The organism is Halosegnis rubeus (assembly GCF_009184545.1).
GTDB classification, from domain to species: Archaea; Halobacteriota; Halobacteria; order Halobacteriales; family Haloarculaceae; genus Halosegnis; species Halosegnis rubeus.
The window spans coordinates 13468-35868 of record NZ_QJOW01000004.1 but is presented as its reverse complement, the minus strand read 5'-3'; the positions used below and the strand labels follow the sequence as shown (position 1 = coordinate 35868).

Annotated in this window: 28 protein-coding genes and 1 pseudogene; 15 read left to right on the top strand and 14 right to left on the bottom strand. The window is 63.9% G+C overall.

Annotation, left to right across the window (positions count from 1 at the left end):
- Positions 1-81 precede the first annotated feature (81 nt).
- Positions 82-1221 carry an acyl-CoA dehydrogenase family protein gene (locus DMP03_RS09785; protein WP_152120507.1) on the top strand — a complete coding sequence of 380 codons (1140 nt, stop codon included), beginning with the start codon at positions 82-84 and terminating at the stop codon, positions 1219-1221.
- Here the strand turns inward: DMP03_RS09785 and DMP03_RS09780 are convergent.
- On the bottom strand, positions 1218-1991 hold the full coding sequence (locus tag DMP03_RS09780) for an enoyl-CoA hydratase/isomerase family protein (RefSeq protein WP_152120506.1): 774 nt from the start codon (positions 1989-1991) through the stop codon (positions 1218-1220). The two genes, DMP03_RS09785 and DMP03_RS09780, sit on opposite strands and share 4 nt — an antisense overlap.
- Positions 1992-2078: 87 nt before the next feature.
- On the opposite strand from DMP03_RS09780, the gene DMP03_RS09775 reads away from it, so the two are divergent.
- On the top strand, positions 2079-3056 hold the full coding sequence (locus DMP03_RS09775; protein WP_152120505.1) for a PLP-dependent cysteine synthase family protein: 978 nt from the start codon (positions 2079-2081) through the stop codon (positions 3054-3056).
- Here the strand turns inward: DMP03_RS09775 and DMP03_RS09770 are convergent.
- From DMP03_RS09770 to cyaB, 5 genes are all read right to left on the bottom strand, one after another.
- Positions 3053-3742 carry a hypothetical protein gene (locus tag DMP03_RS09770; protein ID WP_152120504.1) on the bottom strand — a complete coding sequence of 230 codons (690 nt, stop codon included), beginning with the start codon at positions 3740-3742 and terminating at the stop codon, positions 3053-3055. The genes DMP03_RS09775 and DMP03_RS09770 overlap by 4 nt on opposite strands.
- The gene (locus DMP03_RS09765; RefSeq protein ID WP_152120503.1) at positions 3735-4208 is read right to left on the bottom strand and encodes a hypothetical protein; all 474 of its coding nucleotides are present in this window, start codon (positions 4206-4208) and stop codon (positions 3735-3737) included. The genes DMP03_RS09770 and DMP03_RS09765 overlap by 8 nt, the downstream gene beginning before the upstream one ends.
- A gap of 34 nt (positions 4209-4242) precedes the next feature.
- Positions 4243-4695 (bottom strand): DUF5804 family protein, encoded by a 453-nt coding sequence (locus DMP03_RS09760; RefSeq protein ID WP_152120502.1) that lies wholly within the window; start codon positions 4693-4695, stop codon positions 4243-4245.
- 194 nt (positions 4696-4889) lie between these two features.
- Positions 4890-6122 carry a methionine adenosyltransferase gene (locus DMP03_RS09755; protein ID WP_152120501.1) on the bottom strand — a complete coding sequence of 411 codons (1233 nt, stop codon included), beginning with the start codon at positions 6120-6122 and terminating at the stop codon, positions 4890-4892.
- 59 nt (positions 6123-6181) lie between these two features.
- Positions 6182-6733, bottom strand: coding sequence for a class IV adenylate cyclase (cyaB, locus tag DMP03_RS09750; RefSeq protein ID WP_152120500.1), 552 nt, complete (start codon positions 6731-6733; stop codon positions 6182-6184).
- An 84-nt stretch (positions 6734-6817) separates the two neighbouring features.
- On the opposite strand from cyaB, the gene DMP03_RS09745 reads away from it, so the two are divergent.
- Both DMP03_RS09745 and DMP03_RS09740 read left to right on the top strand, forming a co-directional pair.
- Positions 6818-7729, top strand: a complete 912-nt coding sequence (locus tag DMP03_RS09745) for an FKBP-type peptidyl-prolyl cis-trans isomerase (protein ID WP_152120499.1) — start codon at positions 6818-6820, stop codon at positions 7727-7729.
- 45 nt (positions 7730-7774) lie between these two features.
- Complete coding sequence (locus DMP03_RS09740; protein ID WP_225870782.1) at positions 7775-8071, top strand: HNH endonuclease; 297 nt, start codon at positions 7775-7777, stop codon at positions 8069-8071.
- On the opposite strand, the gene DMP03_RS09735 is transcribed toward DMP03_RS09740, so the two are convergent.
- Complete coding sequence (locus tag DMP03_RS09735; RefSeq protein WP_152120498.1) at positions 8068-8667, bottom strand: MinD/ParA family ATP-binding protein; 600 nt, start codon at positions 8665-8667, stop codon at positions 8068-8070. The genes DMP03_RS09740 and DMP03_RS09735 overlap by 4 nt on opposite strands.
- 112 nt (positions 8668-8779) lie before the next feature.
- On the opposite strand from DMP03_RS09735, the gene pyrB reads away from it, so the two are divergent.
- The 5 genes from pyrB to DMP03_RS09710 all read left to right on the top strand — a co-directional run bounded on the left by pyrB (position 8780) and on the right by DMP03_RS09710 (position 11873).
- Positions 8780-9682 carry an aspartate carbamoyltransferase gene (pyrB, locus tag DMP03_RS09730; RefSeq protein WP_152120497.1) on the top strand — a complete coding sequence of 301 codons (903 nt, stop codon included), beginning with the start codon at positions 8780-8782 and terminating at the stop codon, positions 9680-9682.
- The gene (gene pyrI, locus DMP03_RS09725; protein WP_152120496.1) at positions 9679-10140 is read left to right on the top strand and encodes an aspartate carbamoyltransferase regulatory subunit; all 462 of its coding nucleotides are present in this window, start codon (positions 9679-9681) and stop codon (positions 10138-10140) included. Before pyrB ends, pyrI begins: the two co-directional genes overlap by 4 nt.
- A gap of 162 nt (positions 10141-10302) precedes the next feature.
- Positions 10303-11169 carry a hypothetical protein gene (locus tag DMP03_RS09720; protein WP_152120495.1) on the top strand — a complete coding sequence of 289 codons (867 nt, stop codon included), beginning with the start codon at positions 10303-10305 and terminating at the stop codon, positions 11167-11169.
- A 46-nt stretch (positions 11170-11215) separates the two neighbouring features.
- Positions 11216-11422: a DUF1918 domain-containing protein gene (locus DMP03_RS09715; protein WP_152120494.1), complete on the top strand. Its 207-nt coding sequence runs from the start codon at positions 11216-11218 to the stop codon at positions 11420-11422.
- Position 11423: 1 nt separating this feature from the next.
- Positions 11424-11873, top strand: coding sequence for an RNA-binding protein (locus DMP03_RS09710; RefSeq protein WP_152120493.1), 450 nt, complete (start codon positions 11424-11426; stop codon positions 11871-11873).
- Between the two features lie 3 nt (positions 11874-11876).
- Here the strand turns inward: DMP03_RS09710 and DMP03_RS09705 are convergent, their stop codons facing one another.
- On the bottom strand, positions 11877-13475 hold the full coding sequence (locus tag DMP03_RS09705; RefSeq protein ID WP_152120492.1) for a BCCT family transporter: 1599 nt from the start codon (positions 13473-13475) through the stop codon (positions 11877-11879).
- Positions 13476-13628: 153 nt separating this feature from the next.
- Here DMP03_RS09705 and DMP03_RS09700 point away from each other — a divergent pair, with 153 nt between their 5' ends.
- A complete protein-coding gene (locus DMP03_RS09700; protein WP_152120491.1) occupies positions 13629-13904 on the top strand; it encodes a hypothetical protein in 276 nt (91 codons plus the stop codon).
- A 120-nt stretch (positions 13905-14024) separates the two neighbouring features.
- Here DMP03_RS09700 and DMP03_RS14935 read toward each other — a convergent pair.
- The 6 genes and pseudogenes from DMP03_RS14935 to DMP03_RS09670 form a co-directional block, all read right to left on the bottom strand.
- A pseudogene (locus DMP03_RS14935) lies at positions 14025-14237 on the bottom strand (histidine kinase); the annotation flags it as partial.
- A gap of 760 nt (positions 14238-14997) precedes the next feature.
- Positions 14998-15396 (bottom strand): type II toxin-antitoxin system VapC family toxin, encoded by a 399-nt coding sequence (locus DMP03_RS09690; RefSeq protein WP_152120490.1) that lies wholly within the window; start codon positions 15394-15396, stop codon positions 14998-15000.
- Between the two features lie 570 nt (positions 15397-15966).
- Entirely contained in the window at positions 15967-16506 is a 540-nt protein-coding gene (locus DMP03_RS09685) for a hypothetical protein (protein ID WP_152120489.1), read from the bottom strand.
- A complete protein-coding gene (locus DMP03_RS09680; protein ID WP_172967123.1) occupies positions 16507-16827 on the bottom strand; it encodes a hypothetical protein in 321 nt (106 codons plus the stop codon).
- Between the two features lie 178 nt (positions 16828-17005).
- Positions 17006-17326, bottom strand: coding sequence for a chorismate mutase (locus DMP03_RS09675; RefSeq protein ID WP_152120488.1), 321 nt, complete (start codon positions 17324-17326; stop codon positions 17006-17008).
- Positions 17284-18129 (bottom strand): shikimate kinase, encoded by an 846-nt coding sequence (locus DMP03_RS09670; protein ID WP_152120487.1) that lies wholly within the window; start codon positions 18127-18129, stop codon positions 17284-17286. Before DMP03_RS09670 ends, DMP03_RS09675 begins: the two co-directional genes overlap by 43 nt.
- An 88-nt stretch (positions 18130-18217) precedes the next feature.
- Between DMP03_RS09670 and DMP03_RS09665 the strand changes: the two genes are divergently transcribed.
- The 5 genes from DMP03_RS09665 to DMP03_RS09645 are packed head-to-tail and all read left to right on the top strand — an operon-like array spanning position 18218 to position 22360.
- Positions 18218-18646: a DUF5796 family protein gene (locus DMP03_RS09665; protein WP_152120486.1), complete on the top strand. Its 429-nt coding sequence runs from the start codon at positions 18218-18220 to the stop codon at positions 18644-18646.
- Positions 18646-18891, top strand: coding sequence for a DUF7508 domain-containing protein (locus DMP03_RS09660; RefSeq protein ID WP_152120485.1), 246 nt, complete (start codon positions 18646-18648; stop codon positions 18889-18891). Before DMP03_RS09665 ends, DMP03_RS09660 begins: the two co-directional genes overlap by 1 nt.
- A 37-nt stretch (positions 18892-18928) precedes the next feature.
- On the top strand, positions 18929-21052 hold the full coding sequence (locus DMP03_RS09655) for an AAA family ATPase (RefSeq protein WP_152120484.1): 2124 nt from the start codon (positions 18929-18931) through the stop codon (positions 21050-21052).
- 55 nt (positions 21053-21107) lie between these two features.
- Positions 21108-21638, top strand: coding sequence for a multiprotein bridging factor aMBF1 (locus tag DMP03_RS09650; RefSeq protein ID WP_152120483.1), 531 nt, complete (start codon positions 21108-21110; stop codon positions 21636-21638).
- A complete protein-coding gene (locus tag DMP03_RS09645; RefSeq protein WP_152120482.1) occupies positions 21638-22360 on the top strand; it encodes an MBL fold metallo-hydrolase in 723 nt (240 codons plus the stop codon). Before DMP03_RS09650 ends, DMP03_RS09645 begins: the two co-directional genes overlap by 1 nt.
- Positions 22361-22401: the final 41 nt, after the last annotated feature.

The window sequence follows — 22401 nt, the reverse complement described above, 5'->3', positions numbered from 1 at the left end:
TTGTCGTGTCGGGGGAGACACCCGCCGTCGTGGACAGAGCCGACGCCACGAATTAACCGTCTGGCACTCCAATCTGGGGACATGCAGGCATTATCGCCGGAACTGCGGGCGTACGCCGAGCGCGTCGAGGAGGTCGCGACGGCGTTCGAAGCCGACGCGTACACGTGGCAGGGGGAGATTCCCTGGGAGAACCTCCGGTTGCTCGCCGACGAGGGGCTGTACTGTCCCTCCATCGACGAGGCGTACGGCGGCGAGGGGATGTCCGACCTCGCGTCGGTGGTGTTGACCGAGGCAGTGAGCCGCGCCTGCCCGGACACCGGCTGGTTTGTGTACACCCAGTCGATGGTCGGTCCCCGCGCCATCGACCTGTTCGGGAGCGAGTCGGTGAAGGAGGCGTACCTGCCGGGCGTGACCGCCGGCGAGGACCACATCTCCATCGCCATCTCCGAACCCGACGCCGGCTCCGACGTGGGGAACATGACGACGACCGTCGAGGAGGAAGACGGCCGGCTCGTCTGTAACGGCGAGAAGATGTGGGTCGGCGGCGTCCCCTTCTCGGACGTGGCCGTCACGTGGGTCGGGTTCCCGGAGGGTCTCGGCTCGGTCGTGCTCCCGCTTGACGACCCCGGCATCGAGGTTGTCGAGGAGTACCGGAACATGGCTGGGTACAGCCAGACGCAGTTCAGCATCGACGACGTGGAGATACCGACAGACCACGTCCTCACCCGAGGGGAGGACGGCTTCAAACAGCAGTTGGTGTCGCTGAACTGGGAGCGACTCGGCAGTTCGACGCTCGCTATCGGGTGGGCCGCGGCCGCACTGGAGCGGGCGCTCGCGTACGCGGACGAGCGCGAGCAGTTCGGCCAGTCGCTCGACGAGTTTCAGGGCATCGAGTGGAAGCTCGCCGAGATGTATCGTGAGTTGGAGACGGCCGCCGGCGTCGTCTACAACACGGCCGCGAGCGCAGATGGCCACGAGAGTGCACCCTCGCGGCTCAAGACCTCGGTCGCGAAGCTCCACGCCTCACAGGTCGCCGAGGAAGTCATCAGCGAGGCGGTCCAAATCGTCGGCGCGCGCGCCTACCAGCAGGGCCACCCGCTGGAGTATCTCTACCGGCTGGCGCGGGGTCGCCGCATCGCGGCCGGCACCGACGAGATGCAGCTGAACACCATCGCGAGGGCGTTGAAAGGAGACGGCGTGCCGAAGGTCTCTGAGCGTTAGCGGTCGAAGTCAGGCTCGCGGCCCTCGTTGAACGCCGTGACCGCCTCGGCGTGTTCCGGGTCGGTGACACACTCCCACTGGTACTCGCTCGCGAGCTGACAGTACTCCTCGAAGGAACGGGTCGGATCCACGAGGTCGTTCGTCCGACGGACGGCCGTCGCCGGCTTGTTGGCGATTTCGCGCGCGAGGCCGGTCGCCGCGTCGAGCGGGTCGGGGCTGGATTCGACGGCGAGGCCGATATCGACGGCCGCCTCGGGGGTGATATCGCGGCCGGTGAGGAGATACTCGCGGGCTTTCGCTTCGCCGACGAGCCGGGGTAACAGCCACGCCCCGCCGTCCCCCGGAATGAGACCGATGTTGACGAACCCCTCGCGGAGGAGCGACTCGTCGCCGACGACCCGGAGGTCACACGCGAGCGCGAAGTCACAGCCCGCCCCGACGGCCGGCCCGTTCACGGCCGCGATAGAGGGCGTCGACAGGCCCCGGAGCTTCGCGACCAACTGCTGGATGAGCCAGAGATACGCGCCGTACTCCTCGGGCGACTGGTCGTCCCAGTCGGGCATCTCGGTCGTGTCCGCGCCGGCACAGAAGCCGTCGCCCGCCCCCGTCAGGACGACGGCGTAGGTGTCCTCGTCGTTCCCCGCCTGCCGAACCGCGTCGTTGAGTTCGAGCACGGTCGTCCGGGTGAAGGCGTTGTACACCTCCGGCCGGTCGATGGTGATGGTTGTGATACCGTCGTCCGTCTCGTAGCGAATCTCGTCGTACTCCACACCGATTGTACGGCTGACGGTACTATATAACGGGCGGCGACCCGGGAGACCGTAGCCCCCTTATCCGTCGCTGGCGAACGTCGGCCAATGAATCGGAGCGTACTCGGCACGGTCGGCTCCCCGCTCGTGCAGGTGGAGTCACCCCCTGGCAGCATCGTCGCCGCGAAGGTAGAGTCGCGCAATCCGGGCGGGAGCGCGAAGGACCGGCCCGCACTCGCGATGATTGAGGCCGCTGAGCGAGCCGGCGAAATCGAACCGGGCGACACCATCGTCGAACCCACCTCGGGGAACACGGGCATCGGTATCGCGATGGTCGCCGCAGCGCGCGGCTACAACGCCATCATCGTGATGCCGGGGTCGAAATCGCCGGAGCGCCAGCAGATTATGCGGGCGTACGGCGCACGCCTCGACCTTGTAGAGGGGGATATTTCCGACGCGAAGGACCACGCCGACGAACTGGAGGAGACGGAAGACGCCGTCCAGCTCCGGCAGTTCGAGAACGAGGCGAATCCGCGCGCGCACTACGAGACGACGGGCAAGGAGATTCTCGAGCAGGTCGAGGGGAGAGACATCGACGCGCTCGTTGCCGGGGTCGGCACGGGTGGGACAATCTCGGGTATCGGGCGGCGACTCCGCGAGGAGCACCCGGAGATGGATATCGTCGCGGTCGAACCCGAGGACAGCGCAGTTCTCTCCGGACGCGAGCCAGTCGGCGACTCCTTCCAGGGGATGGGACCGGGGTTCGTCTCGCCGAATCTGGACCGTGACTTGCTGGACGGCGTGGAGACGGTCTCGCTTGACGCCGCCGAGGAGGAGGCGCGCCGACTCGCCCGCGAGGAGGGACTGCTCGTCGGCCAGTCGTCAGCGGCGTCGAACCTCGCCGCCAAGCGCGTTGCCGAGCGGCTCGCGACCGACGCCGACGTGCCGGGACCGGACACACGGACGAATCTCCTCGACGGGAATCCGGAGGCTCCCGAGCGTGAACTGCCCGCCGACGCGCCGCTCGTCGTCACGGTGTACTGGGACTCCGGCGAACGGTACATGTCGACCGGGATGTTCGATTAGCGGCGAGCAAGCGCGCGGACGACGAGCTGGAGGATGTGGACGAAGACACCGGCGACGGCGACGTAGAGACCGATAGCCTGCATCGCCGTGTTCAGCCCGCGATTCTCTCGAATCTCCCACATCTCGTAGCCGAACCGAAAGAGAAACCCAAGGAAGATGGCAACGAAGCCGACCAGCAACACGATGGAGATGAACGACCCGGCGAGGATAGCGACCAAGCCGACGAGGAACGCGCCCGTCGCGATTTTGCCGTAGTGGTCGAAGTCAGTGTCCGAGCGGGCGTAGACGTAGGTGCCGATGCCGGCAGTCATGACAGCCGTGACGACGCCCGCGACACCGAGCGCGAGGAGTCGCACGTCGGGAGCGAGAAATGAGAGTATTCCGCCGCCGAACAGCCCGAACCCGACCTCTAGCAGGACGACCCCCACCAGTGTGAGGGGGGTCGTGTTGTTCTTGAAGCCGCGTTCGGCGAGCAGTTCGCCGACGGTGATGACGGCACCGTAGACGAGTGAACCGACGATCGGCACCGCGAAGACGATGCGATTGATGCCGGCAAGCGGGGTGAACGCGACGGCGTACATCAGGATGACGTTCAGAATCATCAGCCCGGTCGCGCCGCCGATTGCCTGCCACTCGCGCGCCGCGAGGAGGAAGCTGTTGCTCGACTGTCTCTCGTAGCTACTCATAGGTCGTGGAGTCGTCGGAGGCCGAAAAGGATTCGCGTTGTTCCGCAGACGACAGGTCGAACGCGTCGTGGACAAACGCCATCGTGGCGGTGTCGAAGACGAGACCGACCGGCGCGAGCACGGCCAACCCACCGACGGAACCCGAAAGGCCGAAATTGACGAACAGGGCGGTCGCCGGCAGCGAGACGAGCGCGAACCCGAGGGCGACGGCTCCGAACTGCGTGACGGCCGTCTGGACGCCGTCCGTTCCGACCCCGGTGGTAGTGTCGGGGAGACTCAGGAATGCCCACCCGCCCGTGACGGGAAACGGGAACGAGACGGAGACGCCGACGTGGAAGTCGGCGTTGCCGAGTTGGGTGAATTTCTCCGTCGAGAGGAGGGCGACGGCGAACGGGACGACAGCGAGCCACCAGACCCCATCGAGGCCGGCTCTCGCGCGGTCGAGATACGACTGGAGGGAGACCATATCTGGTCGTGTTTTCCCGTCTACAACTCAGGTGTTACGCACCGAACTCGGATTCGGTCACCCGGACGCGGAGAGTCTCGTCCACGTCTTGGAGGTCGTAGTCGGGGAGTTCGTGGCCGGTGCGGGCGACGAACATCGGTTCGACGAGTTCGCCGTCCTCGATACCGTACACCTTCAGATATCGGTCGGTCTCGTCGGGGGGAATCTCGTCGTCGCGGACCTGTCGCGCGAGGTCACGCGAGAGCCACTCCTCGTCGCTGACTGAGGGTTCGAGCACGAGCGCGGCGTCGGCAAACCGGACGAGATACCAGTTCAGGTCGTTGAGCAGCGAGACCGCCGCGCCGAGACTGACGGTTTCGACGGCGACGGTGTTCTGGTACGGTTCTGCGAGCGAGTAGGTCGCGAGCGCGTTGCGTGCGGTCTCGCGGGAGACGAGTTCGTAGCGGAGATTCACCTCCGGGTCGCCGACGAGACACACGCGGGTCATACTTCGAGCAACGGAGGCGACGGCAAAGCGGTTTCGTTCACTTGTCCAGGTGTACGCCGAACGAAGTGAGGCGTTTCCCCGTGGCGAGCGAAGCGAGCCACGGCTGCGGCTTTTTGACCCAGATTTTTGCTGTGAGTGGCTCCCCGCAGCGCGCCGGAGGCGCGCGAGGAAGCCCGAACAGCAAAAAGGTGGGTTCAGAAGGTAGAGAGTTCGCCGTCGATGACGCGTTGAGTGATACTCGACACGTCGGCGAGTTCGCGGTCGACGACCGCCTCGACTTCCTCCTCCACGTCGGCAATCTCGACGCCGTCTTCCGTGACGAGCGAAGCGTCGGCGACGTGCGGGTCGTCGATCGGCTTGCCGATCTGCGAGAGGAGCCGAATCCGAATCTCGCGCAGCCCGTCGACCTCAGCGACGACGGCCTCGGCAATCTGGGTGGCGAGCAGATTGTAGATCTTCCCGATGTGGTTGACGGGGTTCTTTCCGGAGGTGGCCTCCATCGACATCGACCGGTTCGGGGTGATGAGACCGTTTGCGCGGTTGCCGCGGCCGACGGAGCCGTCGTCGCCCTGCTCGGCGGAGGTGCCGGTGGTGGTGAGGAAGACGGAGTTGTGGTCGTAGTCGTCGGCGGTGTTGACGTGGACGGTCACGTCGCGGTCGGTGTACTCGCCGGCGAGGTCGGTGACGAACTCGCGGACGGCGGCGACGTGCTCCTTGTACGCCTCCAGCGAGTCGACGAAGCTGTCGATCATCGCGACGGCCAGCGTCACGTCGATTTCGTCGTCCTCGCGTTTGCCCATCACCTTCACGTCCTGTCCGATGGCGGGGTGGCGCTCGCCGAAGCTCCCGTTGAGTTCGCGCTCGGCGTTGAGCACAATCTGTTCGGTTTCCGTCAGCGGGGCGTGCCCAACACCGAATGAGGTGTCGTTTGCCTTCGGTATCTGTTTGCCCTCCTCGCCGAAGACCTCCTGGAGGTCGCCCGAGCCTTCGCCGAGTTTCACGTCGACGATGACCTCGGTGCCGAAGTCGATCTCCGGGAAGTTCTCGGCGAAGTAGTCGCGGGCGGCACGGAGCGCGATGGTCTCGGTCGGGATGGTGTGGTGGCGGACGACCTGGCCGTTCTCGTACTCGGCGTACTCCTTGGTGGCGCGGCCGGTGATGAGCAGGTAGATTGGCTCGAGGACTTCACCGCCCCCGTAGGCGGGCGCTGAGGTGCCGGCGACCAGTTGCGTCTCGTCGGTGTTGTAGTGGAGCACCTTGCCGACGCGGTCGAGATACGCGCGAGCGAGTGCCTGTGAGACGTGTTCTGCGATGCCGTCGGAGATGGAGTCCGGGTGGCCGAGCCCCTTGCGTTCGACGATTTCCGTCTCCTGGTCTTCCACCGCGCGGCCGGCGACCGGCTCGACGCGAATATTGCGGTCTGTCATTGCCTCCGATACCTCGCGGGCGGTTCTATAACTTACGGAAACACCGCAGGCACGGAAAATTACTGTGACGTATCTGATTTCGAGAGCAACAGCCCGAGATACGAGGTTTGGATACCTTCGTCCGGGTCCGCTCCGAGCTCGGAGAGGAGGGCACGAGCGCGGTCGCGGGCGGCCGGAATCTCGGCTTCGGTCTCGACTTCCGTCTCGATTTCGACGAACTCGCCGAGGTCGGTGACGGAATCGAGGGTGACGGTGTAGCCGTCGAGGGTGTAGAAGACCCGGTGCTTCTCGACGGTAGCGGCCGGCTCGAAGCCGAGTCCGTCGAGGATTCCTCGCGTCGCATCCTCGTCCGCGACGAGGGTCTCGTGCTCCTCGCGCGTCTTCGACTCCGAATCGAGGAGCGGTCCCTTGTAGGTGAGCTTGGCGACTGACTCCTCGGCTTCGCGTTCGACGCGGACCCGGACGGCCTCGTCGGTCTCGGCGAAGTCGCGGTGAGGTGCGTCGTAGTAGGTGTCGGTTTGGGTGACGGACCGGTCGCGGGTCGCGCGGGCGTCGAGTCGCTCGCGGAGGGGGTCGTGGTCGGCACGGAGTTTGAGTTCGACCTCGTACATAAGGCGGTTTGAGCGGGCGAGACGCAAAAACGCGCCGGCGGGCGAAACGTGATTGTTAAGGGTGCGACGTGAGTTTCGTGTGGTATGAGTGAGGAAGCCGACGAGACCGAAGAGACGGAGACGACCGGACTGCAGGACGGCGACTTCGTCCGCATCGCTTACACCGCTCGCACCACCGAGGGCGGCCAGCTCGTCGACACGACCGACGAGGAAGTCGCAGAGGAGGAGGGCGTCGCCGACCAAGGCGAGTTCGAGCCGCGCGTCATCGCGCTCGGCGAACAGCACCTCTTCCCGACCGTCGAGGAGGACATCGTGGGGAAGGAGGCAGGCGACTCCGGCTCTGTCACCGTCAGCGCCGAGAACGCCTTCGGCGAGTACGACGAGAGCGAGGTCCGCACCGTCTCCGCGGACAAGATTCCGGAAGACTCCATGCGCCCGGGCGCGCAGGTCCAAATCGACGGCGATCAGGGGTATCTCGAAACGATCGTCGGCGGCCGCGCACGCGTCGACTTCAATCACCCGCTGGCCGGTGAGTCCGTCGAGTACGAGTACGAGCTTCTCGAAGAGGTTGAGGACACGCTCGAACAGGCAGAGGGCCTGTTCAGCATGTTCCTAGACGTGGACCTCGAGATGCGGCTCGAAGAGGAGGAAGTCGAGGAGACGACCGTCGAAGAGCCGGACGACGAGGACGGCGAGCCGGAAACCGTCACCGAGACGGTCGAGAAGACGACGCTGTACATCGAGTCCACGCCGCAACTGGCCATGAACCAGCAGTGGATGTTCCAGAAACAGCAGATCGGCCAGCAGGTCATCGACCAGACCGGCATCGACCGCATCATCATCGAGGAGGTCATCGACGGCTCCGGCATGGGCATGGGTGGCATGATGGGTGGCATGGGCGGTATGGGTGGCGGCGCAGAAGGTGCTGACATCGAGGAGGCGCTCGAAGACGCCGACATCGACGCCGACGAACTCGCCGCAGAGATCGAAGAGTAACGCTTCGACGCGCGATTTTACTTTCCTCGCCGCCTCCGTACAGGCATGTCCAACGAGCCGGAGCCGTGTGCGCTGTGTGGTCGCTACGGCGACGCGCTGCCGATGGAGCGACACCACCTCGTCCCCGAACACCGCAGGGAGTCGCCGGTCGCGCTGATTTGTTCCCCGTGTCACGACCAGCTCCACGCGCTGTTCACGAACGAGGAACTCATCGAGGAGTACCACACAGCACAGAAGCTGCGTGAGGCCGACCGGATGCAGTCGTATCTCGACTGGATTCGCACCACGAACAAGACGAGCATCGACGTGCGAACGAGCAACGACGTACGTCGGCGACGCTAAACGAGCTGTCGCCACACCCGGTCGTAGGCCCGGCCGGCCCGTCGCCACGCCGGCCGGTCGACGGTCGGAACTGTCGCCGTCAGCGCGGGCCGGAGATTCACCGCCGGTCCCGGCTTCTCGGCTCGCGTCACGACCGTCGCAATCGGTGGGGCGTCGAGCCGACGCGCTATCGCATTCGTCTTTTCGGCTGCACGAACGGCCCGCTCGGTTGCCGTCGTCGCGAGGACGGTTCGGCTGGCGAACCAGAGGGGTCGCGTCGCGTCGGGACCGGCTCCCGCGGGACAGTCGATGAACACCGGGCGCGAGCTTTCGACCAGCCGTTGGAGTGCGGCTTCGTAGTCGGTCGCCGGAGTCTCGTAGCTCGCACCGATGATAGCGACGCCGTCAGTAGTTTCGCCGGCCTCCGAGAGTGGACCACCGGCGGCGAGTGTCTCGACGCCAGCAGGGTCGACAGTGGCCCGGCGCGCGAGGTCCGGACAGTCGCGGTTCGCGTCGACCACGACCGGTGCGTAGCCGACCCGAGCGGCGGCAGCGGCAAGCCCCAGGGTGGTCGTCGTCCGTCCGACACCGCCCTTTCCGCCAGCGACTGCGAGCACACCGGGCGTGGGCCCTCATCACTGAAGAACATCGACCGCGCCCAGCCACCGGGCGGTCGGAAGGGGCCGCGGGTCGAAAGCTTGGTAGTGCTCGCAGTCGCGGAGACACATAGTGCGCCACGACCACCTCATCGGCGCGAAACAGCTCTCGCGGGCGGACATCGAATCGGTGCTCGACCGGGCCGCCGAGTTCGACGCCGACCCGACCGCCTTCGCCGACGCGCACCCCGATGCGCTGTTGGCGCTCTGTTTCTTCGAGCCGAGTACCCGAACGAAAATGAGCTTCGAAACCGCCATCAAACGGCTCGGCGGCGACACCGTCGACATGGGGACCGTCGAGTCGTCGTCGGTCAAGAAAGGCGAATCGCTCGCCGACACGATGCGCGTCGTCGAGGGGTACGCCGACGGCATCGTCCTCCGGCACCCGAGCGAGGGAGCCGCCCGACTCGCCGCCGAGTTCGTCGACGTCCCCGTCGTCAACGCCGGCGACGGTGCCGGCCAACACCCCTCCCAGACCTTGCTCGACCTCTACACCATCCGAGAAAACGCTGGCCTCGATGACCTGACGGTCGGCGTGATGGGCGACCTGAAGTACGGCCGTACGGTTCATTCACTGGCCGGCGCGTTGACGAACTTCGACGCGCGGATGCACTTTATCAGCCCCGAGTCCCTCCGGCTTCCCCGGAACGTCCGATTCGACCTCCACGAGTCGGGCGCTGTCGTGAAAGAACACACCGACCTCGACGCCGTACTCGAGGAGTTAGACGTGTTGTACGTGACACGCATCCAGCGGGAGCGCTTCCCCGACGAGAGCGAGTACCGTGCCGTCGCCGGCGAGTACCGCATCGACGCCGAGACGCTCGCCGACGCGCGCGACGACCTGACGGTGATGCACCCGCTGCCGCGCGTCGACGAAATCGCGCCGGATATCGACGACACCGACCACGCCCGCTACTTCGAACAGGCCCACAGCGGCGTCCCAGTCCGGATGGCGCTACTCGATTCCATGCTATGACAGACACCGAACTCCGCGTCTCCAAGATTCAAGACGGCACCGTCATCGACCACATCCCCGGCGGGACCGCGCTCCACGTGCTCGCCGTCCTCGGTATCGACGGCTCCGGCGGCGAGGAGGTCTCCATCGGTATGAACGTCCCATCCGACCGGCTCGGCCGGAAGGACATCGTCAAGGTCGAAGACCGGGAGTTGAGCGCCGACGAGGTGGATGTGCTCTCGCTCATCGCCCCGCAGGCGAGTATCAACATCATCCGCGGCTACGAGGTGTCCGAGAAGTCACGCGTCTCACGGCCCACGGAGGTCGTCGGCGTCCTCTCGTGTCCGAACGTGAACTGTATCACGACCGGTGACGAGCCGGTCGATTCGGTGTTCGACGTACTCGATGACGGCGTTCGGTGTCGCTACTGCGACACCATCGTGCGCGACGACGTGGCGTCGCTCATCGAGAGCACATAGACCAGAAAAGATTTCATCTCAGACTACGACATTTCGATTGATGTCGAAGAAACTACTCGTCGCCGTCGTCGCACTGGTCGCTATCGTCGCGCTCGTCGCGCGTCGGTAACAACAACCCCTTCTTTCGAACGACTTACCCCCGAGCGTCGGCTACCGCGGAGCATGTACGGGGTCGTCACGCGGAATCCGGAAGACATCGAGTATCCGGAGTTCGAGCGGAACTTCTTCGAGGTGAAAGACGTGTCCGGGCGGTCGAATGAGCCGCTCGAAGACGCGGTCAGCATGATTTCCTGTTTCGGCGACAACGCGGCCGGGAGCGAGAACGACGAGCTCGTGCCCGTCAACCCAGAGGGCCAGGAGGCGACCCGCGACCGCCAGTTCTTCGACTGGGCGTACGTCTGTCCCACCCACGGGGGGTACCGCGAGGGTCTGCTCGAAATCATCGAGGATTGTGCCGAGGTGAACGGCGACGTGCGACTCGACGACGTGGGGTTCCCGCGACAGGAGTACTGCTACTGCGACCGGTGTAACGCCCGATTCGAGGAGTGGGTGGAGACACGCCACGAGGCGGGGGAAGGACCACCGCCCGAGGAGACGACCGTCGAGGACCGCTACGAGTGGCGCGCGGAAGTCATCACCGAGTTCGTGGCGGCGGCGACCGACCGGATTCCCGGTCGGACGTACTTCACGCTGTATCCGGACCCGTACGGCGACCACCTCTACGAGCGGGCGGGGCTGGATTTGGACGCGCTCGAACCGCTCGTCGACGAGTTCGTGGTCCCGCTGTACGACACTCACTACGGGACCACCTACTGGCTCGAGACCATCGCCTCGGGCTTTCGCGACCGGCTCGACACGCCGATGTCGGTCGAGCTGTACGCGGTCGACGTGGATATCGACAACCTCCTGCACGCCGTCGAGGTGGCAGAGGCGTACAGCGAGGGCGTGTTGTTCGGCTACGACGCCTCGAACGCGCGGGCCGCGCTCCGGCGACAGGACGCGCAGACGCAGGAGGGCGTTGAGTGGTAATCCGACGAAACGACGCGCTTTTTGCTCGTTCGCTGGAATCGCAGGTATGAGCTTCGAAGAGGACGACGAGGTCGTGCTGCACGACGAGCACAGCGAACACGACGGCGAGGTCGGCATCGTCCAGAGCGTCTCCGAGACGATGTTCGGCGACGAACAGTACGTCATCTCCTTCGAGGACGGCCAGGAGGCCGGCATCGCGGCCGACTCCCTGACCGCCGCCGAGGAGACGTACGACGAGGACGACGAGGAGTAACGTGGCGTCGGTCCCGTTCCACTACGTCGACCTCCGGGCGTTCTGTTACGTCACGGAAGACAGGAAACGCGTCGCGGACGCGCTCGGAACGTTCGTCCCCGACGGCGACGACGGTGAGGCGTTGGAACTGGACTACGCCGAGACGGAAGGGTTCAACGGCGACCGCATTCTCGTCGTCTCCATCCGACTGGAGCGGGCCGACGAGATGCGCCACGTCCTGTCGAAACTCACGGAACTGGACGACATCGACACCGTCATCGAGGAACTCGACCACCGCGTCGACGAGGACTGCACCTTCTTCCTGACGCTGGACAAGCAGGCCGCGTTCCGCGGTGACGTCGTACAGGGCGACGGGATTACCCTTCGCGCGAAGGTGGAGGCGTATCCGGCGAAGAAGGAACACGCCGTCGAGAACGTCGCCGAGACGCTCGCCTCGCTGCGCGGCGACTAACCGTCAGTCGTCGTCGGCCGGCCGCTCGGTCGGCTGTGGCCCCGATTTTTCCTGGGTGAACACCGCCGCGCCGTACCGCGAGGAGAGCCGCCAGAGGAAGCTGCCGAAGGCGGCCACACAGACGAACGCGAACGGTGCGCCCGTGATGATGACCGACGAGCGGAGCGCGTCCGCGCCGCCCAGGACGACGAGAATCGAGGCGATGATTCCCTGCAGGAGACCCCAAAAGAGTCGGTTGACGCGGCTCGGCGACGCCTCGCCGCCGGTGGTCAACATCGCCACGGCCAGCGTCGACGAGTCGGCCGAGGTGGCGAAGAACGTCACCACGAGCACGAAGAAGCCGACGCTCCAAACTGCACCAAGAGGAAGCGCACCGAAGAGCGCGTAGCCGGCGACTCCGTTGCCGTACTCGGAAATCGCGCCGATGATGTCGGCCGCGCCGGCCTGCTGGAGCAGCATCGACGTGCCGCCGATGACGGTGAACCAGACGATGGAGACGGCGGACATGCTCACGAAGCCCGTGAACAACACCTGTCGAATCGTCCGGCCGCGGGAGATGCGCGCGAGAAACAGCCCGACGAACGGTGCCCACGCGAGATACCATGCCCAGTAGAACACCGTCCAGTAGGAACTCCACGACGCGCCGCCCTCGACACCGTTCCCGGTGAAGAGGCTCATCGCGAAGAACTCCGAGAGGTAGGTCCCGACCGCCGCCGTCCCGAGGTTGAGAATCTCGAGCGTCGGACCGAGGAGGAACGTCACCGACAACAGTCCCGTCATCAACGCGAGATTGAAATCCGATAGCCGGCGAATCCCGCGGTCGACGCCGGCCAGCAGCGAAATCGTGAACACCGTCGTGATGCCGACGACGGCAAGGAGCGTCTCGACGCTGCCGAACTCGACGCCGGTGAGGTACGTCACCCCGGTGAGCAGCTGCGTGGCGATGAAGCCGAGCCCGGTCGCGATACCCCCAAGCGTAGCGATGACCGCCAGCGTGTCGACCGTCCGCCCGACGACGCCGTCCAGATTCTCACGTCCGAGTATGGGAATCAGCGCCGTCGACACGCGGAACGGTGCGCCCCGATTGTAGACGTAGTACGCGACGGGAATCCCGACGGCGAGATACGCGCCCCACGCCGACAGCCCGTAGTGGAAGAGGCTGTACGCGAGGGCCGGAATCATTGCCGCGTCGGTCTGTGGTGCCGTCTCGGCGAACAGCGGCGGCACCGTCTGGAAGTGCGTAATCGACTCCGACGGGCCGAAGAAAACGACGCCGGCGGAGAGTCCGGCGGAGAAGAACATCGCGAGATACGAGAACTGTCCGTACTCTGGGTCGCCGTCCCCGAGTTTGATGTTCCCGTACGGACTGACCATCAGGTACGCGCCGATAGCGACCAACAGCAGGACGCTCCCGAGATACAGCCACGCGAGATTCTGCCCGACGACGGTAAACGCCCGATTGATACCCGTCTGCACGAGACTCGTCCGGAGACCGGCGAGTGCCACGAACGCGAGTGTCACCACCAACCCACCGACGAATGGCACGGGGTCGATTTTCGTGAGGAACCGCGCGATGGGTCCCTCGTCGCTCTTCTGACTCATAACAGTCGCATACGGCACACAACGGTCGCGATTCGGAAATATTGTGTGCGAGAACGGATGACATACCGACGCAGTCGGGCATTTTGTGTCGCAGGGCGATGAATCAGTAAAATAGCGAAAAAGACTAATATTATATTCCGTTCATCTATCAGTGTGTCAGAGCCAGAAGAAGCCTCTGAATATGAGCCGATTGTTGGTATCGCTGTGGATGGAGAAGTGGTGGCTAAGGTAGCAGCGAAGTCTGAAGTACTCATGTCTGAATTGGAAGAACAGATAGCTGGCCGTATGTTGTTCAAGACCTTTGATCCGAATGATGCTGGTACTTCGACTACCATGACTGTGGAAGAAATAAAAGATTTTGAACCCGAAATTCAGCAATCGACCAGAGATGGCGACTGGGAAGAAGTAGACCTATCAGAATTGGAGTAGCACCTGATTGATATTCTCCTCCGCCTGAAGGCGGAGGAATCCCGACTGCAGTTGGGATATTAGGGTTTGCAGTCTACCACTTGTTCCCTCGGTAAGAATCCGTGGGACAAGTCATATAGGTAGATGGCTTACTGCCCAATTGACGAACCAGAGTCCGACACCAAGTCCGTGCTCGAGTTGTGTTTCGCTCGATTCGGTCAATATGTCACGCTCTTGCTCTGGGATTCCGGGATCATTGTCTGCGATTCGGGGCTGCGGGATATCATCAGTTGTTGTTTCGACCTCAATATCGACTCGTGCGGGGTCATCTGAGCGAACGATGGCGTTCTTGACGCTTCGGTCGCTGCTTGAGGCCGGAGGCTCCAGCTTGAATTACGCTGAAACAGCCGGCCGATGAGAGCTGCGTATTGACCGTAGAGGCTCCTATTTGTTCCAGACCACCGGATCGCTGTACAAGACGAAGGGTATGTATACTGTAGAAAATACTACAACAGAATTTTTTACATTTACGTCTCAACTCCACCCTATGTTCAAGCGGCGACGACTACTGGCTAATGCTGGGATAGCTGTAGTCAGTGGATTAGCAGGGTGTAGTAGCTCAGGTAGTAACGGCGAATCACCAAACAATTCGGGAGGTAGTGGCGAAGGCACACCGGAGAATCCGGTCGCCGCCGCAAATCCTTGGCTTGGAACAATCACTCACTTTTCCGGTGGAAGCTCTCCTACAGAGATCCGAAATGCGTTTAAAACCGACATTCCTCGGATTTTGGTCGCTTCCGCAAGTCCACAGAATACGGCTTTTATTTCAACCGAAGATGTGAATACTATCGAAGAATCAGCCCAAGAAGCTGATCTCGAGACTCGCGGGATTATGAATGTGTCTTGGAATGGTGGCCCTGTTTGTGATGTTCAGAACTGGATACAGATACCTAATGAACCCGCAGAATCCACAGTGCGAGAGGCATTTCCGAACGCAATCTCTGTTTTTTTGAACACCTCCTCAGGAGAAGAGACATGGGAAATCTATACACCGCAGATGAAACGTAGTGAGTTGGTTGGTGGAATTGAAGAGCTTGGAGTCGCTTCTGAGAGCTCAGCTATAACATACAGTTCCTGTAGTACTGCCGAACCAACCATATCTTAGCTCGCCGTCGAACGTAGCGAGCGTTGCGTTGAGGTCGTCGGCCAGCGCGAGGAGGACGCAATCGAGCGTGTACAGCAGCGTGTCCTGTTGCAGACTGTACGCGGAAATCTGGTCGCTGATTTCCGGTGCGTAAATATCGACCCGGGTGTAGATGTCGGAGAGTACGTCCTCGACTCTGCCCTGTTCGACTCGCTTCTTTTTCGTCATCACCGACCGAATTTCCATGAGATTCAGGATGGACGTACAGAAGTCGTGATCCTGATTCAGAAACTCCGTCGCAACGTCTCCTCTGGCGGGTTCGTCAGTTAAACTGGCGACGAAGACGTTCGTATCAACCAGAACTTTCATCAGCGCTCGCGCACGTCTCGAACCGCTTCGACGGAGTCGATATCGACGTCCGCCAGCCGTCCCAAGAGTACGTCTCCGAGTTTAGCCGTCACGCCGTCACCCTCGTCACCGGAGTCTGCCCAGTCCGGCGGAGTCGCATAGCTTCACATGAATCCGGATAGGACTGACTGATGTAAATCCCTTCGGACAGTATGGGAGGTGTGATTGCTTGTTCGGTAGGGAGCGACCCACTGGGTGCGTCACCAGTTCAGGGGTCAAAGACGTGATTGAATCTTCCGACTGCTAATTGAGTCCAAAATCCGCAAGGCAGCGTCACGAATCGACTCACCAACTCGCTAATACGCGTCTAGGAGCCCTCAAACAGCTATTTTCACGCTCACCGGCTCTCCCGCTGCCCCACTTTGTTCAACTCGATAAAATCCATACGATTCCCTTGCATATTGTCTAATAACACGTCCGATACGACAGAATTCAAGATACAAAGGGCCTGTATCGGTGACATATTTAAATGAGGTGCCCTTGCTCTACGGAGAGTCGTTCCGATCGGCTAGCGAGTGTCTGACGAGTCGATCACTTCGGCTCGGGTTGCTCGTTATCGGTTTGCTGTCGAAGCGTGGACTGCGCCCGCTCGACGTAGGAGTTCGACGACCAACTGCGAGCGTCACTCATCTCAGCCAGGAACTCGTCGGCAGCGTCCGGCAAGATCGCGTCGTTGCGAACCAGGGCGGTGAGGAGGATGGGCGTCGTGACGAGGCGGGTCTCGGCCAGCGAGGCGTGGACGAGCGCAAGTCGATTGAACTCGTCACAGAGCAGTTGCACGGCGTCGATATCGTTCGCTAGCGTGACCGCTGCGTTCTCGCCGTCATCCAGCGGGAACGTCTCGTCCAGTTCGATGGAACGGGTCTCGAACGCAGAGCGACGATCGAGAACCGCCTGTGCTGCCTCACCGGATACGTCGTCGTAGGACGCCGTTTCGGTGAGTTCGTCGACGACCTGCTCTGGGACAACCACGGTGTGCGAATCGAGAAGAAGGTCGAGTGGATTCGGTGAGGTGCCCGCCACCGTCCCGAGGCTTACGAGAGCCGACGTGTCGGCGACTATCAGAACCATCTACGAGTCGGCCAGCTCTTCCGCGACCTCGTCCACGAATTCATCGGTCAGTTGCTCTTTCAGCAGTCGAAAGTTGGCGGCCTCCTCGTGCCCGACGAGGTCTTTCAGTTCCTCGAACGTGATCTCGTCGTCGTAGAAGGCCTCCGCGATCTCCTGTTTCACATCGTCGGAGTGCGCGGCGTCCCGCAGGTAGTCCCGAAGCGCGGAGATGAGGATGTCCGTCCGATCCGTCTCGAACACCGCTGCGAGCGCGTCGGCCCGGTCTACCAGCCCCCTCGGTGCACGGAACTGGACGCGTTTCTTCTTGGACTCGGAACTCATATGTGTACATTGTGAGTGCAGGGGCAAGACGCTTGCCCCCACCTCACTACCACACCCTTCGGAGCCACCGAAACCGGACATGGTGTTTTTCACCCAGCCTGAATCGAAAGAGCAGCTACCAGAAGAATATTTCGAGGTCAAAACAGACTCAATACGGCTTGTATTATCGAATTTCGAGCTATCGGCTCTCTCGCTGCTCGACCTTGTTCAACTCGATGAGTAGCCGGAACACCGCCTTCACGAGATTCGAATCCACGTCGAACTGCTCTGCGTTCTCGCCGGCACGGTCCATCACCGCCTGCTCCTGTGTCTCGTCTGTCGTCGGGATGTCGTGTTCCCGCTTGACCGCGGCAATCGACTCCGCGACGTAGGTGCGTTGGGCGATGAGCTGGACGATTTCGTGGTCGATACTCCGGATTTCCTCGCGCAGTTCGTCTAACTCCATCTCTTCGACGTTCATGTCAGCTGTGCTCCCGCCCGTTGTGTTGTCGTCAGCCATGTTGTTCCCTCGTATTCCGCCCAAGCCGTCTGGGTCTGCTCCATCTGTTCGCGCGTCCCGACCGCGACGTAGCTCGGTCCAGTCCCCGACAGCGAGACGCCCCGCACGTCCGGCAGCGCATCGAGCATCGGCTCGGTGTCGAAGTTCAGCGCGCCACAGTAGGCGAAGCCGTTGACCGTCATCGCCTCGCCGTAGCGAGAATCGAGCGCCAGCTCCTCGACTACCTGCGCGGTGCCGGCGATGCGCTCACACCGCGCCACGTCGGCGTCAGCGGAGTAGGCCCGCTCATCGGGGGTGAACACAACGACGTGCCACTCCGGCTCCTCGCGTGCCAACAGTTCGTCGCTCGTGTTGTCCGTCACGGTGACGCCCCCGAGCATCGACGCGCTGGCGTCGTCGAACGCGCCCGTGATGGTGACACCGGCCTCCCGGGCCGCCTGCACGCCCAGTCGACAGGCGTCTTCTCTGTTCATCTCCACGCCGAGCGCGTCGAGCGTCGCAAGAACCGTCGCGTTCGCCGCCGCCGAGGAGGACTTCAGCCCGCCGGCCATCGGAATCGCCGTCTGCGTGCGGACCGTTCCGCCCACGTCGCGGTCGTGCTCGCGCGCGACCATCTCGACGCACGCCTCGATGAGCGTCGTGTCGGCGTCGGGAAAATCGGCCACCTCGCCGGTTACCTCGCCCGCGTCGTCGAGGTCGACCGTCGCGTGGACGTACTCGTCGATGGCGAACGCGCTGCCGTGCCCGGTGGCGAGCGCGTTGAGGACCGTCCCCGCTGCGGGTGCCCGTGCGGTGGCTCGCATTGTCCCTGAGAGTCCGGGCACGAGTAAAGCCGTGACGGTCGGAACAACGAACACGACGGTTTTTCCGCCGGCCTGCCGAACGTCGGGTATGAGCTTCCGCAGCGACATCGCCCCCGAACTCATCGACATCTCGCTGGAGCCGGAGGGCGTCGAGGTGACGTACGCCGACGGCCGGAGCGTCTTCTACCACGGCGTCCCGACGAAGGCAGAAGAGACCGTCACGACCGCACCGGGCAAAGACGTGCACGTCCTCGTCACCGACCCCTCCGAGGAGGAGGGCGTCATGCTGTACGTGAACGACCGCGCCACCGACGACGACATCCTGCGCTCGACGGGCGTGGGTCGGGTCATCATCGACCGCGACGAGACCGAATCCATCTTCCCCGGCGTGGAGGCGACGAACGCCGGCTACCGCACCGAGATCACCGCCGACCCAGAGACAGCACGGGGGCGCGTCTTCGTCTTCGCCGAGGACGAACTCGGCGAGGAGAGCTACGAAATCGTCGGTGCAGAGTGATGCCCCTGCGCAAGGCGTGGTCGGACCTGACGCGCGCGACTGTCGCGAGTGCACCCGACCGCTACGGCGTCATCGAGTTCGGCACCGGGGGCGAAATCGAGACCGTCGAGGCGGGGATGATTCGCGACGTGCTGAAAGAGACACTCACCTACGGTGACCACGAGCAGGTCCGCTGGGAGACGGCACAACACCGCGACCACGCCGAGCGACTCGCCCGCGAACACCGCGACCGCCTGTCGTCGTGACCGGGGGATTGAAACTCGCGCCAGACCTCTCACACGTATGACTGACGAGACGGTACGGCTCCCGGTGGCCGCCGCCAAGAAGCGCGAAGCCGGCCGCGGCGTCGCCCGACTCCCCGAACCAGCGCGGTCGCGACTCGGCGTGCTCTCGGGGGATACGGTCGTCATCGAGGGTGACCGACAGGCCGTCGCGAAGGTGTGGCCAGGCACGGAAAACGACGTAGTGCGAATCGACGCCGACACCCGCGCCAACGCCGGGGTCACCGTCGGCGACGAAGTGACCGTTCGCCGCGTCACTGTCAGCGACGCGACCCGTGTCACCCTCGACGTGCGCGGTTCGGTTCCGGGCAACGCTGAATCGCTACTGAAGCGGTCGCTGTTGGACCGGCCGCTGCGTGCGGGGGATACGGTTCACCTCAACGCCGCCGACATCGAGGCGCGCGTCACCGCAACCGACCCCGACGGCGTCGTGATGGTGACCGAGACGACGACACTGTCGGTACAGGGCGACGAGTCGGAGTCGGAGACGCCGACCGGCTCGACCGATACCGACATCCCCGTCACCGAGGAGCCGACGGACGCCTCGACGACGACCGCCTCCGGCGTCGCCTACGAGGACATCGGCGGGCTAGACGAGGAACTCGATTTGGTCCGGGAGATGGTCGAACTCCCGCTTTCGGAGCCGGAACTGTTCCGCGAGATCGGCGTCGACCCGCCGAGGGGCGTGCTCCTGCACGGCCCGCCGGGCACGGGAAAGACCCTCATCGCCCGCGCCGTCGCCAATGAGGTGAACGCCAGCTTCCGCGTCATCAACGGCCCGGAGATTGTCTCGAAGTACAAGGGCGACAGCGAAGAACGACTCCGGACGATGTTCGAGGAGGCCGCCGACAATCAGCCCGCCATCATCTTCATCGACGAACTCGACGCCATCGGCGGGGAGCGAGACGAGGAAAGCGACATGGAGAATCGGCTGGTCGCGCAACTGCTCACCCTCCTCGACGGGCTCGAATCCCGCGGGCAGGTCATCGTCATCGGCGCGACGAACCGCGTCGACGCCATCGACCCCGCGCTCAGACGCGGCGGCCGATTCGACCGTGAGATCGAGATCGGCGCTCCCGACGAGACCGGTCGCCGCGAGATTCTCGACGTGCACACGCGGGCCATGGCGCTCGCCGACGACGTGAACCTCGACCGACTCGCGGCCCGGACCCACGGCTTCGTCGGCGCGGACGTGAAGACGCTCACGCAGGAGGCGGCGATGGCTGCCCTCCGCGACCGCGAGAACCGCGACGAACTGCGGGTGACGCGCGGCGACTTCGACGACGCGATGGCGTCCGTCGACCCCTCGGCGATGCGCGAATACGTCGCCGAGACGCCGACCGTTGACTTCGCCGACGTGGGCGGGCTCGAAGAGACAAAGACCACACTTCGGGAGGCCGTCGAGTGGCCCGTCCAGTACGCTCCGCTGTTCGAGGCGGCGGACACCGAGCCGGCATCCGGCGTCCTGTTGTACGGCCCACCGGGCACGGGCAAGACGCTCCTCGCCCGTGCACTCGCCGGCGAGACGGGCGTCAACTTCCTCCGGGTGGCCGGCCCGGAGCTGCTCGACCGCTACGTCGGCGAGTCGGAGAAAGCCGTCCGCGAGGTGTTCGACCGGGCGCGACAGGCTGCCCCCTCCATCGTGTTCCTCGATGAGATCGACGCGCTCGCCGGGATGCGCGGGGGCGGCGACTCGGAGGTGACAGAGCGCGTCGTCTCCCAACTGCTCACGGAGATGGACAACGCCGCCTCGAACCCGCGGCTCGCAGTACTCGCGGCGACGAACCGACAGGGCGCGCTGGACGAGGCACTCCTCCGGCCCGGCCGACTGGAGACGCACATCGAGGTCCCCAATCCCGACGAGGAATCACGGCGCGCAATCCTGGGTGTTCACACCGACGACAAGCCGCTGGCCGACGACGTGGACCTGGCGGCGCTGGCGACGAGCACGGAGGGCTTTTCGGGCGCAGAACTCGCCTCGCTCGTGCGCGAGGCGTCGATGTACGCAATCCGGGCAGTCGCCGACGGCCGCACCCCAGAGGAGGCGAACGAACACACCGACGAGGTGGTGTTGACCGACGACGGCTTCGAGCACGCGCTGACCCGCGTGGAGACCGACGAGTAGCCGACCGGAAGCCGACGGCGTGTGCTTTATTGACGCCGCTGTCGAATCCGACAGTATGGTACAGTGTGAGATGTGCGGCAGTGAGGTCGCAAATCCGACGACGGTGAAGGTAGAAGGCGCCGAACTCGACGTGTGCAGCGACTGCACCGAGTTCGGCACGGAGGTGCGCCAGCAGACCTCCTCGTCGGCGTCGAGCAAGTACTCCACCTCGTCTTCGTCGTCCTCCTCGTCTTCGTCGTCGAGTTCGACGGGGTCGGGCGGCTCCAGCAGCCAGAGCCGTCGCCGCGACATGTTCGACACGATGGACCAGATCGCGACGGACTACGACGACCGCATCCGGAACGCCCGGGAGTCCCTCAATCTCTCACAGGAGGACCTCGCGAACAAGCTCAACGAGAAGGCGAGCGTCATCCGGAAGCTCGAACGAGCCGATATCATGCCGACCGACGAGATACGAGAGAAGTTGGAGCCCGAACTCGGTATCTCGCTCACGGAGGGTGACGGCGGCGACGACGACTACGAGTTCGAAGGCGGCTCCTCCTCCGGGTCGTACACGCTCGGTGACGTTGTCAAGCGGAAGGACTGATGGAGCTTAGACTCGTCCGCCACGCCACGCTCGAACTCGACATCGACGGAACGCGCTTTCTGGTCGACCCGATGCTCGACCCCGAAGCCGCGCGCCCGCCGATTCAGAATACATCGACCGACGACCGGAACCCGACTGCTCCCCTCCCGTCGGTCGACCTCGACGGCGTCGACGCCGTCGTCGTCACCCACCTCCACGAGGACCACGTCGACGACACGGCCCGCGACCGCATCGACGGCGTCCCGGTGTTCTGCCAGCCCGAGGACAGCGGCGACCTCGAAGCGAGCTTCGACGACGTACGCCCGGTCTCGGGACTCGTCGAGTTCGATGACATTACTATCGCCGCCACGCCAGCCCGCCACGGGACGGGCGACCTCGCAGAACAGATGGGGCCCGTCACCGGCTTCCTGTTCGACGGCACGGAGACCACCTACGTCGCCGGTGACACCGTCTGGTACGGTCCCGTCGGCGACGTAATCACCCAACACGACCCGGACACCGTCGTGGTCAACACCGGTGAAGCGCAGTTCGTCGAGGGCAACCCGATTACGATGTCGCGTGAAGGTGTCGCCGCCGTCGCCGAGGTCACCGACGGCGAGGTCGTCGCCGTCCACATGGAGGCTATCAACCACTGCCTCTGTACGCGTGTGGAGCTGCGCGAGCATCTCGACGCCGAGGGTGTCGAGAACGTCACCATTCCTGCCGACGGCGAGCGCGTCTGAGCCGCGAACGAACAACTATTTGCGGCGGCCCCTCGCTCTGG